Origin of the sequence: Gordonia sp. IEGM753 (assembly GCF_050321825.1) — a bacterium.
Lineage (GTDB): Bacteria > Pseudomonadota > Gammaproteobacteria > Pseudomonadales > Pseudomonadaceae > Aquipseudomonas.
In genome coordinates, this window is sequence record NZ_JBNQGB010000004.1 from 387,630 (window position 1) to 404,440 (window position 16,811).

The 16,811-nt window shown below is 59.3% G+C and carries 14 protein-coding genes; 11 read left to right on the top strand and 3 right to left on the bottom strand.

Annotated features, from left to right (window positions below; genetic code table 11):
• The first annotated feature begins 10 nt into the window (after window positions 1-10).
• The 4 genes from rhlB to ACQR3R_RS21485 all read left to right on the top strand — a co-directional run bounded on the left by rhlB (window position 11) and on the right by ACQR3R_RS21485 (window position 4,908).
• A complete protein-coding gene (gene rhlB, locus ACQR3R_RS21470; protein WP_428275102.1) occupies window positions 11-1,492 on the top strand; it encodes an ATP-dependent RNA helicase RhlB in 1,482 nt (493 codons plus the stop codon).
• A gap of 138 nt (window positions 1,493-1,630) precedes the next feature.
• Entirely contained in the window at window positions 1,631-2,578 is a 948-nt protein-coding gene (locus ACQR3R_RS21475) for an ornithine cyclodeaminase family protein (protein WP_428275104.1), read from the top strand.
• Between the two features lie 484 nt (window positions 2,579-3,062).
• On the top strand, window positions 3,063-4,190 hold the full coding sequence (locus ACQR3R_RS21480) for an FAD-dependent oxidoreductase (RefSeq protein WP_428275106.1): 1,128 nt from the start codon (window positions 3,063-3,065) through the stop codon (window positions 4,188-4,190).
• Window positions 4,191-4,281: 91 nt separating this feature from the next.
• Entirely contained in the window at window positions 4,282-4,908 is a 627-nt protein-coding gene (locus ACQR3R_RS21485) for a PAS domain-containing protein (protein ID WP_428275108.1), read from the top strand.
• A 105-nt stretch (window positions 4,909-5,013) separates the two neighbouring features.
• Here the strand turns inward: ACQR3R_RS21485 and hmpA are convergent, their stop codons facing one another.
• Window positions 5,014-6,195 carry an NO-inducible flavohemoprotein gene (gene hmpA, locus ACQR3R_RS21490; protein WP_428275110.1) on the bottom strand — a complete coding sequence of 394 codons (1,182 nt, stop codon included), beginning with the start codon at window positions 6,193-6,195 and terminating at the stop codon, window positions 5,014-5,016.
• A 155-nt stretch (window positions 6,196-6,350) separates the two neighbouring features.
• Between hmpA and norR the strand changes: the two genes are divergently transcribed.
• The 5 genes from norR to ACQR3R_RS21515 all read left to right on the top strand — a co-directional run bounded on the left by norR (window position 6,351) and on the right by ACQR3R_RS21515 (window position 10,687).
• Complete coding sequence (norR, locus tag ACQR3R_RS21495) at window positions 6,351-7,901, top strand: nitric oxide reductase transcriptional regulator NorR (protein WP_428275112.1); 1,551 nt, start codon at window positions 6,351-6,353, stop codon at window positions 7,899-7,901.
• 101 nt (window positions 7,902-8,002) lie between these two features.
• Entirely contained in the window at window positions 8,003-8,905 is a 903-nt protein-coding gene (locus ACQR3R_RS21500) for a chemotaxis protein CheW (protein WP_428275114.1), read from the top strand.
• A gap of 3 nt (window positions 8,906-8,908) precedes the next feature.
• Complete coding sequence (locus tag ACQR3R_RS21505; protein WP_428275116.1) at window positions 8,909-9,391, top strand: GNAT family N-acetyltransferase; 483 nt, start codon at window positions 8,909-8,911, stop codon at window positions 9,389-9,391.
• A gap of 232 nt (window positions 9,392-9,623) precedes the next feature.
• Window positions 9,624-9,851, top strand: coding sequence for a hypothetical protein (locus ACQR3R_RS21510; RefSeq protein ID WP_428275118.1), 228 nt, complete (start codon window positions 9,624-9,626; stop codon window positions 9,849-9,851).
• A gap of 140 nt (window positions 9,852-9,991) precedes the next feature.
• The gene (locus ACQR3R_RS21515) at window positions 9,992-10,687 is read left to right on the top strand and encodes a YkgJ family cysteine cluster protein (protein ID WP_428275120.1); all 696 of its coding nucleotides are present in this window, start codon (window positions 9,992-9,994) and stop codon (window positions 10,685-10,687) included.
• A gap of 18 nt (window positions 10,688-10,705) precedes the next feature.
• On the opposite strand, the gene ACQR3R_RS21520 is transcribed toward ACQR3R_RS21515, so the two are convergent.
• On the bottom strand, window positions 10,706-11,845 hold the full coding sequence (locus tag ACQR3R_RS21520) for a transporter substrate-binding domain-containing protein (protein ID WP_428275122.1): 1,140 nt from the start codon (window positions 11,843-11,845) through the stop codon (window positions 10,706-10,708).
• A 142-nt stretch (window positions 11,846-11,987) separates the two neighbouring features.
• On the bottom strand, window positions 11,988-12,245 hold the full coding sequence (locus tag ACQR3R_RS21525) for a hypothetical protein (protein ID WP_428275124.1): 258 nt from the start codon (window positions 12,243-12,245) through the stop codon (window positions 11,988-11,990).
• 299 nt (window positions 12,246-12,544) lie between these two features.
• Here ACQR3R_RS21525 and ACQR3R_RS21530 point away from each other — a divergent pair, with 299 nt between their 5' ends.
• Both ACQR3R_RS21530 and ACQR3R_RS21535 read left to right on the top strand, forming a co-directional pair.
• Window positions 12,545-13,705 (top strand): efflux RND transporter periplasmic adaptor subunit, encoded by a 1,161-nt coding sequence (locus tag ACQR3R_RS21530; RefSeq protein ID WP_428275126.1) that lies wholly within the window; start codon window positions 12,545-12,547, stop codon window positions 13,703-13,705.
• Complete coding sequence (locus ACQR3R_RS21535; protein WP_428275128.1) at window positions 13,702-16,803, top strand: multidrug efflux RND transporter permease subunit; 3,102 nt, start codon at window positions 13,702-13,704, stop codon at window positions 16,801-16,803. Before ACQR3R_RS21530 ends, ACQR3R_RS21535 begins: the two co-directional genes overlap by 4 nt.
• The last annotated feature ends 8 nt before the right edge of the window (window positions 16,804-16,811 follow it).

A 16,811-nucleotide genomic window follows, 5' to 3' on the forward strand; every position in this document is an offset into this window, starting at 1 on the left:
TGAGATGACCGTGCTTAAAGCACTCAAAAAAATGTTCGGTAAAAGCGAGACTGAGCAGCTCGCGCCAGTTCCCAGCGCTCCGTCTCATACCCCCAGCCACCGCACCGACGGTAATCAGTCTGGCCGGACCGCCACCGCAGCGGCACCGAAGCACGAACCGATCACTGCATCGGTGACTCAACCTGTTGCCGCTGCCGAACTTGAACAGCCCCGCAGCGAGGTCGCAAAACCCGTTAAACCGCGCCGCGAACCCAAGCCAAAGGCGCCGGTCATCCCTTGGAAACTCGAAGATTTCGTCGTCGAGCCACAGGAAGGCAAAACCCGTTTTCATGATTTCAAACTGGCTCCCGAGCTGATGCATGCTATCCAGGACCTCGGGTTTCCTTATTGCACGCCGATCCAGGCCCAAGTGCTTGGCTTTACCCTCGCGGGCAAAGACGCCATCGGTCGCGCCCAGACCGGTACTGGCAAAACCGCTGCCTTCCTGATTTCGATCATCACCCAATTGCTGCAAACCCCGCCGCCCAAAGAACGCTACATGGGCGAGCCGCGCGCGCTGATCATTGCGCCAACGCGTGAGCTGGTGGTGCAGATCGCCAAGGACGCGGCCGACCTGACCAAGTACACCGGCCTCAACGTCATGACGTTTGTTGGCGGCATGGACTTTGACAAGCAACTCAAGCACCTCGAAGCACGTCATTGCGACATTTTGGTCGCGACACCTGGCCGTTTGCTCGATTTCAACCAGCGCGGCGACGTGCACCTGGACATGGTTGAAGTGATGGTGCTGGACGAAGCCGACCGCATGCTCGACATGGGTTTCATCCCACAAGTGCGGCAGATCATTCGCCAGACCCCACCCAAAAACGAACGCCAGACGCTGCTGTTCTCCGCGACCTTCACCGAAGATGTGATGAACCTCGCCAAGCAATGGACCACCGAACCTTCAATCGTCGAGATCGAAGCGCAGAACGTGGCCAGCGAAAACGTCGAGCAGCACATTTATGCCGTCGCCGGCGCCGACAAATACAAACTGCTTTACAACCTCGTTACCGACAACGGTTGGGAGCGGGTCATGGTGTTCGCCAACCGCAAGGATGAAGTGCGACGCATCGAGGAGCGCCTGGTGCGCGATGGCGTCAATGCCGCGCAGCTGTCTGGCGATGTGCCGCAGCACAAACGCATCAAGACCCTGGAAGGTTTTCGCGAAGGCAAGATTCGCGTGCTGGTTGCTACCGATGTTGCCGGTCGCGGCATTCACATCGATGGCATCAGCCACGTGATCAACTTCACCCTGCCGGAAGTCCCGGACGACTACGTGCACCGCATCGGTCGTACCGGTCGTGCCGGCGCCGATGGTGTGTCCATCAGTTTTGCCGGCGAAGACGACTCCTACCAGTTACCGTCCATCGAGGCGTTGCTGGGTCGCAAAATCAGCTGTGAAACCCCGCCAACGCATCTGTTGCGGCCGGTTGAGCGCAAGCGCCCTTAACGCGCGACGCTCGATAAAAGGCGCAGCCGGAAACGGACTGCGCTTTTTTTTCGCCTCGTTTTTTTAACAGGCGCTTGCCCGAAAAAACTAAAAGTCCATAATAGACAAATTAGTTTACTTCCAGCATCGGAGCCCATCATGCCTAGCACTCCTTACGTGATCACCCAACCCGAGGCGCGCGAACTGCTGGCGCAGATTGATGTGCCGCAGATCCTGCAGGCGTTGTTCCGCGACCTGGCTGCCGGACAAGCCGTACAACCGGCGCAGCAACTGGTTGAGTTCCCACAGGGGGGCGGTGACTTCATCAACTACCTGGGTGTGCTGGCCAATGACGGCGTGTACGGCGTCAAGACCTCGCCCTACATCGTGCGCGAACAAGGCCCGCTGGTGACAGCCTGGACATTGCTGATGTCGATGCAAACCGGCCAGCCGCTGCTGCTGTGTGACGCCGGTGAACTGACCGTGGCGCGTACCGCGGCGACGACCGCCGTGGCGGTTGATGCCCTCGCGCCGCAGAACGCAAAGCGCCTGGTGATCATTGGCAGCGGCAAGGTTGCACTAGCGCACCTGCATTACGTCAAAGGCCTGCGCGACTGGCAAACCATCAGCCTTTACTCTCCCGGTTTGAACGAGTTGACGGCTGATGCACAGGCCCAGCTAAAAAGCCTCGACCCGCGCCTGACCCTGGCCGACAGTTGCGAAGCGGCCATCGCGCAGGCCGACGTGATCATGCTGTGTACCTCATCGGCTGGCCCGGTAATGGACCCGGTAAATTTGAGCAAACCGGCACTGATCACCTCTATCAGCACCAACGCTGCACGCGCTCACGAAGTGCCACCGCAGCGCCTGAATGACATGCACGTTTTTTGCGATTACCGTCTGACCACGCCAGGTTCGGCGGGTGAAATGCTGATCGCCAGCGAACAGCACGGCTGGGATAAAAGCGCGATCGCAGGCGACCTGCCCGACCTGGTCAGCGGTAAAGTTAAACGCCCGGATTACGACCGCCACGTGTTCTTCCGCTCGATAGGCCTGGGCCTGGAAGACATCGCACTGGCCAATGCGATTTACCGCCTGCAGCCCTGACCGTTTTCGCGCGCAGTAATGTTTTTGTGGTGAGGTTGTTTTGTGGTGAGGGGATTTATCCCCGCGGGGCCACTGAGCAGCCGCGCATTGGGCCTGCTGCGCAGTCCATCGGGGATAAATCCCCTCGCCACGGGACACGCGGCCGGGCATGAGTTGGCAAGTCGTGCGGCCCGGGCCTAGATCCCCAAGGCCTGAAACCTGACCCTTGTGGTGAGGGAATTTATCCCCGCGGGGCCACTGAGCAGCTGCGCATTGGGCCTGCTGCGCAGTCCATCGGGGATAAATCCCCTCGCCACGGGACACGCGGCCGGGCATGAGTTGGCAAGTCGTGCGCCCCGGGCCTAGATCCCCAAGGCCTGAAACCTGACCCTTGTGGTGAGGGGATTTATCCCCGTTGGGTGGCGAAGCCGCCCCAAATCCGACTATCGCAGTCCAGCGCAATGATCATATTTTTTGGGTATTTGCACTTAATCAGGAGACGTTCATGAGCCAGGCAGATTTCATCATCATCGGTGGCGGCATCGCGGGTGCTTCCACCGGGTTCTGGTTGTCACACACCTCACGAGTGATTGTGCTCGAACGTGAATCACATCCGGCCTATCACTCCACCGGGCGCTCGGCGGCGCTGTACACCGCCGCCTATGGCACGCCGCAAGTACGCGCGCTGACCCAGGCCAGTCGCGACTTCTTCGACGCCCCGCCCGCCGGTTTCTGCGAGCACCCGCTGTTGACCCCACGCGGTGAGATGACCGTCGACTTCACTGGCGATCCAGCTGAACTCAACAACCAATACCTCAGTGCCAAAGCTACCGTGCCGCAAATGCAACTGCTCAACGCCGACGAGGCGTGCGCCCGCTTGCCGATCCTGCGCCGGGAAAAAGTCCACGGCGCAATCTATGACCCAACCGCCAGTGACATCGACACAGATGCCCTGCATCAGGGGTATTTGCGCGGCATCCGACGCAATAATGGTGTGGTGCACACCGACAGCGAAGTGCTGGGCCTGACCCGTGATGCTGAAGGCATTTGGCAGGTGAAAACCAATGGCCAGACGTTTACCGCCAAGGTCATCATCAACGCGGCGGGTGCCTGGGCCGACAAGATCGGTGAACTGGCCGGTGCCAAATCGCTGGGCCTGCAGCCAAAGCGGCGCGCAGCGTTCATCTTCGCCGGTCCCGAAGGCCTGGACATTCATCATTGGCCAATGCTGGTCAGCCTCGACGAGTCGTTCTACATGAAGCCTGACGCGGGCATGTTCCTCGGTTCGCCCGCCAATGCCGACCCGGTGGAACCTCACGACGTGCAGCCCGAAGAACTGGACATCGCCATGGGCATCTACCAGATCGAAGAAGCCACCACGCTGACCATCCGCCGTCCGACCAGAACCTGGGCGGGCCTGCGCAGTTTCGTCAGCGACGGTGATTTGCTGTCCGGTTTCGATCCACTGGTGCCGGGCTTGTTCTGGGTCGCCGCACAGGGCGGTTATGGCATCCAGACCTCGCCTGCAATGGGTCAGGCCAGCGCCGCGTTGGTGCGCGGCGAAGCGTTGCCCGAACAACTAACACGCTTCGGCCTGAGCGCCGGCATGTTGTCACCTGCACGCCTCGGTTGATCTGCTGCCCGAGGTGACGTGTCGATACGATTGCGGCAAACTTCCAGCGCCCTTTTTGCGGGGCGCTGAGGCTGCCTGGAGCAACACCCGAATGAATGCCCCCGAAAAAGACCCGGTTCTGGATAACTATCGAGCGATAGCCGATGCCATTGCCACGCTGTTCTTCCCGCACGCCGAAGTGGTACTGCACGATCTGCGCACGCAAAAGATCGATTACATCGCCAACAACCTGTCCAAGCGCGAAGTCGGGGATGACGCTGCGCTGGAAGACATGCTCAGCGATGAGATCAGCGAACGAAACATCGGGCCGTACGAAAAACTCAACTGGGATGGCCAGAAAATCCGTAGCTTGAGCAGTGTCCTGCGCGACAGCAACGGCCATCCATTGGCGGTGCTGTGCATCAATCTGAACATCTCGCTGTTCGAAAATGCCAAGGCTGCCCTGGATTTATTCCTGTCGCCAAGCAAGTTGATCCCCCAACCGGATTCGCTGTTTCGCGACGACTGGCAGGAACGCATCAACACCTTCCTCCACGCATGGCTGCGAGAACGCCAACTGAGCCTCGGTGTTCTGACCCGCGACCACAAACGTGAACTGGTGTTGGCCTTGCACGCCGAAGGCGCTTTCAAAGGCAAAAGCGCCTCCAACTATGTGGCGAATGTCCTGAGCATGGGGCGCGCGACGGTGTACAAGCACCTGAAAGAATTGAAGGGCTGACAACGCACCAACACTACGTGGCGAGGGAGCTTGCTCCCGTTGGGGCGCGTAGCGGCCCTGATGGGATTGCTGCGCAGCCCAGCGCGAACAGGCGCCCTGCCAGGGTTATTCGAGCGCCGCTGCCGGGCCGAAGAACTCGTAGCGGCTTTGTTGTTCAGGCACGCCCAACGCTTTGAGGTGGCGCTTGATGGCCGCCATAAAGCTTTTTGGGCCAAGGAAGTAAGCGTCCAGATCGCGTTGTTGCGGCAACCATTCGCCCAACAGCTCCTGACTCAACAACCCGATATTGTCTGCCGCCGGACTCACGCCGTCATCCTCGGCGTAGCAATAAAAGCGTTGCAGTTGCGGGTGACGCGCAGCCAAACCATCCACCCAATCACGGAAGGCGTGAACGCTGCCATTGCGCGCGCAGTGGATAAAATGCACCGGCCGTTCGGTCGCCAACGCCGCCTCAAGCATTGCCAGGGTCGGGGTAATGCCGACGCCGCCACTGATCAACACCAACGGCTTTTCGCTGGTGGTCAGGGTGAATTCCCCCGATGGCGGAAACAACTGGATACTGGCGCCCACCTGCAGTTGATCGTGCAAGTGACTGGACGCACGACCGCCCTGCTCACGCTTGACGCTGATGCGGTATTGGCCATTGTCCGAGAGGGCCGACAACGAGTAATTACGACGAATCTCCTCACCGTCGAGGATCAGCTTCATGCCGATGTACTGCCCTGGCTCTGCGGCCAGAATCGGGCCTTTATCCGCTGGCTCAAAGTAGAACGAGATGATTTCAGCGCTCTCCTCCACCTTGGCCGCGACGATGAACTCACGCGCACCGCGCCAGCCGCCGGGAGCTCTTTCCTTCTGGTCATAGATGCTGGTTTCGGCGCCGATCAAAATGTCGGCGAGCTGACCATAAGCGGCGCCCCAAGCGCTCATCACTTCAGGCGTGGCGATCTCCTCGCCCAGTACTTCAGAGATCGCACGCAACAGGCAGGTGCCGACAATCGGGTAGTGTTCCGGAAGAATCTGCAGCGCCACGTGCTTGTTGATGATTTTTGCCACCAGGTCGCCCAACTGGTCGAGCTGATCGATGTGGCGCGCGTACATCAATACACCGTTTGCCAGAGCACGCGGCTGATCACCACTGGCCTGATGCGCCTGATTGAACAACGGGCGAACTTCTGGATATTCAGAGAGCATCATGCGGTAGAAGTGGGTAATCAACGCTTCGCCGCCACTTTCCAACAACGGCACGGTGGACTTTACGATTGCACGGTCTTGAACGCTAAGCATGGGGTTACTCCTGAACGACTGGATGTCTAACTGATTACCCTATGCTTATCAGTTTCCATGCCAAATATTAAAGCCTTTAAAATCAATCAATTAAGAACAATGTAGTCATAACGACTCAAGCTGCTTTATAGTCATACCGACTACATGGAGTCACTATGACTGCAAAATCCTTGCTGACCACATTACTGCCGCTGGTTTCCGACCTGTCCCGTGAATTGCCCGAAGGCGAACGTTACCGGCGCCTGCTCGAAGCCCTGCGCGCCTTGCTCCCTTGTGACGCCGCCGCGCTGCTGCGCCTGGACGGTGAATGGCTGGTGCCGCTGGCCGTCGATGGCTTGAGCACCGACACCCTCGGTCGGCGTTTCAAGGTCAGCGAGCATCCGCGTTTCGAAGCGTTACTGAGCAGTCCTGGGCCGACCCGTTTCGCTGCCGACAGCGACCTGCCTGATCCTTACGATGGTTTGGTCGACGGCCTCGACGATCACCTGGAAGTTCACGACTGCATGGGTTGCCCACTGTTTATCGACGAGCGCCCGTGGGGATTATTGACCCTTGATGCGCTCGACCCGGAACGCTTTGAACCGATAGAACTGGACGCCCTGCAGGCTTTCGCCAGCCTGGCTGCCGCGACAGTCAACGCTGCCGAACGCATTCAACGCCTGGCCAATCGCGCAGAAGACGAGCATCAGCGCGCCGAGGTTTATCGACAGGCCAACGGCCAGCAGCACCGCGAGATGATCGGCCAAAGCAAGGCTCACAAACGGTTGGTGGAAGAAATCAATCTGGTGGGTGGTAGCGACCTGACCGTGCTGATCACTGGCGAAACCGGGGTTGGCAAAGAGCTGGTCGCCCAGGCGATACACGCCGCATCACCTCGGGCCGACAAACCCATCATCAGCCTCAACTGCGCGGCATTGCCCGACACTCTGGTGGAGAGTGAATTGTTCGGTCACGTTCGCGGCGCGTTTACCGGGGCAATGAACGATCGTCGCGGCAAATTCGAACTGGCCAATGGCGGCACGCTGTTTCTCGATGAGGTCGGCGAACTGTCGCTGACGGTACAAGCCAAGTTACTGCGCGTGCTGCAAAGTGGTCAGCTGCAACGGTTAGGCTCGGATAAGGAACATCAGGTAGATGTGCGGCTGATTGCGGCGACTAACCGCGACCTGGCGGAAGAAGTGCGCAGTGGTCGCTACCGTGCTGACTTCTACCATCGGCTGAGCGTTTACCCGCTATTGGTGCCGGCGCTACGTGATCGCGGTCGGGACGTGCTGCTGCTCAGCGGTTACTTCCTGGAGCAGAACCGTTCACGCATGGGACTCAACAGCTTGCGCCTGAGCAGCGACGCCCAGGCAGCGCTGCTGGCGTATGACTGGCCGGGCAACGTGCGGGAACTGGAGCACTTGATTGGTCGCAGCGCGCTGAAGGCACTCGGCAATTGCAAGGAGCGGCCTAAAATTCTGAGTTTGAACGCAGCAGACCTGGACTTGCCGACCGGCAGCGTTGAAGTGGTGGCGCCGCAACCTGCAAGCGCAGCCGCGCCATTGATTGCGGGTGATTTACGCGAAGCGACAGAAACTTACCAACGGCAGTTGATCAGCGCTTGCCTTGAGCGGCATAACAATAACTGGGCGAGTGCCGCACGCGAGTTAGGTCTGGATCGGGCAAACCTCGGCCGAATGGCCAAGCGATTGGGCATGAAGTAACCGATAGGCTAAAGCCTGCCCTCAACGGGTCGATAACCCGGCATCAATAGCTTCTGGCGATTTTGCTGCTCGCCCATCACCTTTTTCCACAGAAGGTTTTTATGTCCTCCAACAACGCCCGCGCAGATTCACTTTCGCTTTTGCTGTTTACCTTGCGCAGCGGCAAGCTGATGGCGATCAACCTGCTTAAAGTCAGTGAAATCATTCCGTGCCCGCCGCTGACCAAGCTGCCGGAATCGCACCCTCACGTTAAAGGCATCGCTACGTTGCGCGGTGCTTCGCTGTCGGTAATCGACCTTAGCCGGGCTATCGGTGAACGGCCGCTGGAAGACCCGAATGGTGGATGCCTGATTGTCACCGACGTCAGCCGCTCCAAACAGGGCCTGCATGTTCAGGCCGTGAGCAAGATTGTTCATTGCCTGACCACCGATATTCGCCCGCCACCCTTCGGCTCTGGCGGCGTGCGTTCCTACATCACCGGGGTGACGTCGGTGGACGGCACGCTGGTACAGGTGCTGGATATCGAAAAAGTCATTCACGGCATTGCCCCGGCCCAGATCGAAATGGCACCTACCGAACTGAGCATGGAAGATGCCGAAGTGCTGGGTAATGCGCGCATCCTGGTGGTCGATGACAGCCAGACCGCACTGCAACAATCGGTACATACGCTGCGCAACCTCGGCCTGCAATGCCATACCGCACGCAGCGCCAAGGAAGCCATCGACTGTTTGCTGGACCTGCAAGGCACCGCGCAGCAGATCAACCTGATTGTCTCGGACATCGAAATGTCCGAAATGGACGGCTACGCCTTCACCCGCACCCTGCGCGAAACGCCGGATTTCTCGCACCTGTATGTGCTGCTGCATACCTCGCTGGACAGCGCGATGAACAGCGAGAAGGCGCGCCTGGCCGGTGCCAACGCGGTGCTGACCAAGTTCTCATCACCAGAACTGACCAAATGCCTGATCGAAGCCGCCAAGGCTGTTGCTGAACAAGGGCATTGATTCGTGACGCGTGACTTTTGCTTTTTACTGCGCCGTAACCTCGCCGAGCCCATACCCGAGATCGTTTGGCCAGCACACATCACGCTGACGTCCTACCGCCCTGAACTGGCCGCGTCCGTGCATAACCTGATGCAACTGGGCTATCTCGACGGTGGCGGTCGCGTGCCGGCACTGGACGTCTGGCAACAGCGTTTCGAGACCGATCCTGAGTACGATCCTGGCCTGTGCTTCGTCGCGCTGGATGCCGACGGCGTAGTGGGCGTCGCCCAATGCTGGACCAGCGCCTACCTGAAGAACCTGGTGGTGCATCCGCGTGCTCAAGGAAAGGGATTGGGCCGTGCGTTGCTGCTGCATGTTTTCAAAGTATTTCAGCAGCGCCGTGAAGGCTATGTGGATTTGAAGGTGCTGGAAGACAACGAGCGTGCAAAGAAACTGTACGAAAGTGCCGGGATGTATGCAGTCCGCCGCGAGCCCGTTCCCCTCTAGCAGATCGCGGCCGCGCCAAGCCGGCATGTACACAAACCTGTGCGTGGCTTGCTCACGATGAGGCCGACACATCCAGCTTCAAACCATCAGGCATACTCAGCCCAAACATGCTCAAGGTGCCTGACTTCATGAAAGTAACAACACTCACCGCCCTCTGCCTGACCGCCCTCGCCACCCAGGCCAACGCCTCCAGCCCGGACGCCTGGACGCCTGGACTGCTTTCGACAAAACCGTGATCGCCAGTTGCACCAAGGCCAGCGGCCTGAAAAATGCCAAACCTGTCGGCACTGCTGCGCAGTTCGATGATCGGGTCGGCTACACCGCCCTCCTGTTGCAAGGTCAATACCCGCAAAAACACATGAAGGGCCAGCAAGGCACGGAGCTGTGCCTCTACAACAAACACAGTAAAACCGCATACGTGACCGAGTGGGACTCGATTCGCTCCGCCGCCAAACCGTAGTGAATGGCGCATAACTTGCTTCGAGGCAGGCCTTCACGGTGTTTTTCCGTCACCGTCTCATGCCTTCAACTGCGACCGACCGCTTAATGAATACGACGTTCTCCTGCGTAGGGTGTGGCAAATGCTGCAATGACCACCACGTGCCCCTGACCCTGACCGAAGCCCGCATGTGGGCGGACGACGGCGGTCAGGTGATCGTGCTGGTCGAGGGTTTTCTGGGCAATGGCCTGGGGTTACCCGCGCACCAACGCGAACACGCCGAACGCCGCTCCGTTGTCGTTCGCAGCGGTGCATCCACGGCCTATGTGGCGATCACCTTTGCCGCGTACAACGTCGGCCCCTGCCGGAATCTTGACGAAGACAATCTCTGCCGCATTTATGAGCGCCGACCGCTGGTATGCCGCATTTATCCGATGGAAATCAATCCGCACATCCCGCTCAACCCGGCGATCAAGGAATGCCCGCCCGAGTCGTGGGAGCAAGGACCGGACCTGATCGTGGGTGGCCAACTGGCAGACCAGGAACTCGCAGGACTTATCCAGCGCTCTCGTCAGGCCGACCGTGATGACATCCAGACCAAAGAGGCAGTTTGTGGGTTGCTGGGCATTCGGAGCACTGCACTGAAAGGTGATGGATTCACCGCTTACCTGCCAGACATGAACGCCTTTGCCACGGTCATCCACCAGGTAGAGCAGGCGCCGCAGACGGGGTCAGGCACAGACTGGCAATTTCATGTGTCGGGCGACGACATCGCCGAACACGTGCAGCAGGCCGGCGCCAAGGTCACGACCGGGACACCGCCCGACTACACGTTTATTTCGTTGCGCCCGGCTTAACGACGCCCTCGTGATAGATCAGGCGGTGACCGTAAGGCATTCAAGTTCCACACGGGCGTCGAGCAGCAAACGACCGGCAGCGAACGTGGTACGGGCGGGTAATTTGCCTGGCGGGAAGTAACCTCGGTACACCCCGTTCATGTGCTCGAAGTCCTTGATATCGGCAAGGATGACCGTGCATTTGGCGACCTGAGACAGTGAAGAGCCGCTACGCTGCAACGCACTGCGCAGGTTCTCCATGGTCTGGGTCATTTGCGGGACGATACCGCCCTTGGCCAGTTGACCCTCGGCATTCAACCCGAGGAGCCCGGACAGATAGAGGGTCTGGCCAATTTGCACGGCCTCGGAAAAAGGCAAATCTTCTTCACCGGGAAAGTAATGCGGTGAATCGGGTGCAGCGGCCGCCAGGTAACGCTGCGTGATCGCCTGGTACTGACCGTTTTGCTTGAGGCGCTCAAGGGCTGCATTCAGGTTATCGCGCAAAAGGCTGTCGTTCTTGCGCACGGCCATGGCCACGCCACTGCCCAGCATCGGATCATCCAGGGCCGGCCCGGCGAAGGCGAAGGCGCGCCCTTGAGGCTGACTCAACAACGCCTGGTTGATTTCAATCGAGTCTTGCAGCGTGGCGTCGATTTCACCCGCCAGCAGGCTGTCGATCAACTGGCTGTTCAATTTGAAACTGCGCACGGTGACCCCTTCCGGCGCCCAGCGTGATTGTGCAAAAGCTTCGCGGCTGGTGCCGGCCAGAACACCAACCCGCTTGCCCTTCAGGGAGGGTCCGATCGGTTGCAACGGCGAACCTTCCCGTGCCACCAGTCGACTGCTCAACGGATACAGGTCATGGGTGAAATCAATTCGTTCGCGACGCGCGGGGGTGGCCGTCATCGGCATGATGACGTCGAACTTGCCGGCCTCCAGCGCCTGGATGTTGGTGGCGTAGTCCTGATCGACCCAGACACAACGCGCTCCAAGCTCGGCGCACAGCGCGTTGCCCAGCTCGATGTTCAAACCGACCAGCTCACCTTTGTCATTACGGCTCTCGAAGGGTGGAACCAGCGCTTCGACGCCAAAGCGGATCTGCGGATCGACCGCCGACGAAACACAGCCAGTGGTCAGGACCACCAGCGACCAAACAGAAAGGATTTTTACCAAACGCATTTCGGGTGACCTTCATCAAGCATTCAGGGAAATGAATACTTGATGAATGGCCGCCGTGTCTCCAAGAGGACAAATCGCTCATCCTTGTGGGAACAATCGCGATTTCAGGAAGAACCGTTACCGGACGAAAAGCGTCGAGCTATCAGCGTTTGCCCATCGAGCGACGAGTGCCAGGCGGCGCGGCGCCCGGTGTCTTGGTATGACCGTTTTTGGCGCCGTTTTTGTACCAAGGCTGGTTGCCGTTTTTAGCAGACGCCAATTCACCGGGTTTGAACGGAAACTTGAACGCCGGGATTGCGGCTTTGGTTTCGCTGTCTGCGCTGGAGTCGACGCTGTCTGGCAGGTCTGCCTGGTCGTCGCTCAACGCGTCGGCAACCGGCGGTTGTGTCGGGGAAGTCATGAAAGCTCCGGGTGATGCGATAGAGTCGGGCCCGGTCAGCGAGCCGCGAAAGCTGGCAGTATACCTCCCCACGATCCACTGTAGGAGCAAGCTTGCTTGCGATGTGCCTTAGCGAAAACGCTGGCTGGCTGGATGAACGCGGTGCCTGGACGATTTTCGCGAGCAGGCTCGCTCCTGCGGGGCGACCAAACTGACAGCGCCGTCAGTTAGCAGTCACTTTCCTGACGGCAGAACAGGTTTATAAAGGAGCGTATAAATCTGACACAACTCCGACCACACTGCCCCGGCGCCTCACTCGCATGCGAATTCAGAAAAAACCCGCCTTGCTCGCAGCCCTTCTGATTGCCCTGATTGCGCTGGGCGTCTGGCTTTTGATCAAACCCGCCACGCCCAAACTTGCAGCGCCGACCGCCATACCGGTTCGTGTGATCAACGTCGCCGAACAAGACGTGCCGCGGTTTGTCACCGGCATTGGCTCGGTGTTGTCCCTGCACAGCGTCGTGGTGCGCCCTCAAATAGACGGCATTCTCACCAAAATACTGGTCAAGGAAGGTCAGTTGGTAAAGGCTGGCGACCTGCTCGCGACCATCGACGACCGTTCGATTCGCGCCAGCCTCGACCAAACCCGCGCACAACTCGGCGAGAGCCAGGCTCAGCTGGAAGTGGCGCAGGTGAACCTCAAACGCTACAAACTGCTGAGCGTCGATGACGGTGTGTCGAAGCAGACCTATGACCAGCAACAAGCGCTGGTCAATCAGCTCAAAGCCACGGCTCAAGGCAATCAGGCCTCGATTGACGCCGCGCAGGTGCAGCTTTCCTACACCCAGATTCGCTCCCCGGTAACCGGTCGCGTCGGCATTCGTACGGTGGATGAAGGCAACTTCCTGCGCATGGCTGATGCTCAAGGGCTGTTCACCGTGACCCAAATCGACCCGATTGCCGTCGAGTTTTCGCTGCCGCAGCAAATGCTCCCGACCCTGCAAGGCCTGATCAATGACCCGGCGAATGCACAGGTCAAAGCCTACATCGGCGCCGATACCGATGGCGAAACCGGCAATCTGCTGGGCGAAGGACACCTGACGCTGATCGACAACCAGATCAACGCCAACACCGGGACGATTCGCGCCAAAGCAGAATTCAACAATGCGGGGCAAAAACTGTGGCCGGGCCTGCTGGTGACGGTAAAGATTCAGACAGCACTGGATAAACATGCGCTGGTAGTGCCGCCCACTGTCGTGCAACGCGGCCTGGATCAACATTTTGTCTACCGCGTCAAAGGTGACAAGGTTGAAACCGTGCCAGTGCAAATGGTTTATCAAGGCAGCGGCCAGGACACCATCAAAGGCGTCAATGCCGGCGATAGGCTGGTCAGCGATGGTCAATCGCGGCTTAAACCAGGCGCAACGGTTCAGGTGCTGACCGAGCCGCCGCAAGTGGTTCAATCGGAGCCGAAACCATGAAGGGCCGTGGCTCGGTTTCCGCTTGGTGCATTGACCATCCGGTGGCAACGATCCTGCTGACGTTTGCCTTGGTATTGCTGGGTGTGATTGCTTTTCCCCGACTGCCGATTGCACCGCTGCCAGAGGCAGAATTCCCGACTATCCAGGTCTCCGCGACATTGCCCGGCGCCAGCCCCGAAACAATGGCCTCGTCTGTGGCGACGCCGCTGGAAGTGCAGTTCAGCGCCATTCCCGGCGTGACCCAGATGACGTCAAGCAGCGCCCTGGGCTCGACCAACCTGACCCTGCAATTCACCCTCGACAAGAGCATTGATACCGCCGCCCAGGAAGTCCAGGCTGCGATCAACACCGCTGCCGGCAAACTGCCGAAGGACATGCCAACCCTGCCGACCTGGCGCAAGGTAAACCCGGCCGACAGTCCGGTGTTGATCCTCAGCGTCAACTCGACGCAAATGCCCGGCACCGAACTCAGTGATCTGGTGGAAACGCTGCTCTCGCGTCAGATCAGTCAGATCGATGGTGTAGGCCAAATCAACATTACCGGTCAGCAACGTCCGGCGATTCGTGTGCAGGCTTCTGCCGACAAACTCGCGGCCATCGGCCTGACGCTGGCGGACATTCGCCAGGCGATCCAGCAGACCAGTCTCAACCTGGCCAAAGGTGCGCTGTACGGTGAGTCGAGCATCTCGACACTGTCGACCAACGATCAGTTGTTTCACCCCGAGGAGTACAGCCAGCTCATTGTTTCCTACAAGGACGGTGCGCCGGTTCACCTGAGGGATGTGGCGAAAGTCGTGAACGGTTCGGAGGATGCCTACGTTCAGGCTTGGGCGGGCGATCAGCCGGGGGTAAACCTGGTGATTTCCCGGCAACCGGGTGCCAACATCGTCGAAACCGTCGACCGCATACAAGCTGCACTGCCGGCACTGGAGGCCATGTTGCCGGCCTCGGTGCAGGTCAAGGTATTGGTCGACCGCACGCAGACCATTCGCGCCTCGCTGCATGAAGTGGAAATCACCCTGCTGATCGCGATCATGCTAGTGGTCGCGGTGATGGCGCTGTTCTTGCGCCAGTGGTCGGCAACACTCATCGTCTCGGCGGTGCTGGGGGTGTCGCTGACCGCCAGTTTCGCGCTGATGTACATCATGGGTTTCAGCCTGAATAACCTGACACTCGTGGCCATTGTGGTGGCCGTGGGGTTTGTGGTCGACGATGCGATCGTGGTGGTGGAGAACATTCACCGTCATCTCGAGGCCGGCGATGGTATGCGCGAGGCCGCGATCAAAGGCGCAGGCGAAATTGGCTTCACCGTGGTTTCGATCAGTTTCTCACTGGTGGCGGCGTTCATTCCCCTGCTGTTCATGGGCGGCGTGGTCGGACGGCTGTTCAAAGAGTTCGCGCTGACCGCCACCTCGACCATCATGATTTCGGTGGTGGTATCGCTGACGCTGGCGCCGACGCTGGCGGCCCTGTTCATGCGCGCCCCCGTGCATCACGCGCACAGCAAACCGACGTTTGGCGAACGCTTGCTGGCCTGGTACGAAAAAGGCCTGCGTCGCGCCCTCGCCCATCAACGATTGATGATTGGTGTGTTCTGTCTATCGCTGGGCCTTGCCGTCGCCGGGTACATTTTTATCCCCAAAGGTTTCTTCCCGGTGCAGGACACCGGTTTTGTCCTGGGCACCACCGAAGCGGCTGCTGATATTTCCTACGGCGACATGGTGAAAAAACACTTGGCCATGGCCGAAATCGTCGCGGCAGACCCAGCAGTCGCGGCGTTCTCGCACTCAGTGGGTGTTTCTGGCAGTAACCAGACCATCGCCAACGGCCGCTTCTGGATCTCTTTGAAACCACGCGGTGAGCGTGACGTCTCTGCCAGCCAATTCATTGACCGGATACGCCCACAACTGATGAAGGTGCCGGGCATTGTGTTGTACCTGCGAGCCGGTCAAGACATCAACCTCAGCTCGGGCCCAAGCCGCGCCCAGTACCAATACGTGCTCAAGAGCAACGACGGCGCGACGCTCAGCACGTGGACGCAACGCCTGACGGAAAAACTGCGCAGCAACCCGGCATTTCGCGATATTTCCAACGACCTGCAATTGGGCGGCAGCATCACCCATATCAGCATCGACCGCAGTGCCGCAGCACGCTTCGGATTGACCGCCAGCGATGTCGACGAAGCGCTGTACGACGCATTCGGCCAGCGCCAGATCAACGAATTCCAGACCCAGATCAACCAATACAACGTGATTCTGGAACTGGACACCAAGCAGCGAGGCAAGGCTGAGAGCCTCAATTATTTCCACCTGCGTTCCCCGTTGAGCGGCGAAATGGTGCCGCTGTCGGCGCTGGCGAAATTCGATGCTCCGACCGTCGGGCCACTGTCCATCGCCCATGACGGGATGTTCCCCGCCGCTAACCTGTCGTTCAACCTGGCGCCCGGCGTCGCACTGGGCGATGCAGTGATCATGCTCAATCAGGCGAAAGTCGACATCGGTATGCCGGCGGCCATGAGCGGCAATTTCCAGGGCGCAGCGCAAGCATTCCAAAGCTCGCTTGCCAGCCAGCCGTGGCTGATTCTGGCGGCGCTGGTGGCGGTTTACATCATTCTCGGCGTGCTTTACGAGAGTTTTGTGCACCCGCTGACGATCATTTCGACCCTGCCTTCGGCGGGGCTCGGTGCGGTGATCATGCTATGGATCTGCGGCCAGGACTTTTCGATCATGGCGCTGATCGGGTTGGTGCTGCTGATCGGCATCGTCAAGAAAAACGGGATCCTGATGATCGACTTCGCGCTGGAGGCTCAGCGCAATCGAGGGCTGCCGCCGGAAGAAGCGATTTACCAGGCCTGTATCACCCGGTTCCGGCCGATCATCATGACCACACTCGCAGCGTTGCTTGGCGCGCTGCCGCTGATGCTTGGTTACGGCACAGGCGCTGAATTGCGCCAGCCATTGGGGATCGCGGTGGTCGGTGGGTTGTTGGTAAGCCAGGCGCTGACGCTGTTCACCACTCCGGTCATATACTTGTGGCTTGAGCGGTTTTTTCATAGACCCAAACCAGCCCCGATGCCGGCGCTGGCGACCACAGACTGAGGCGGGGT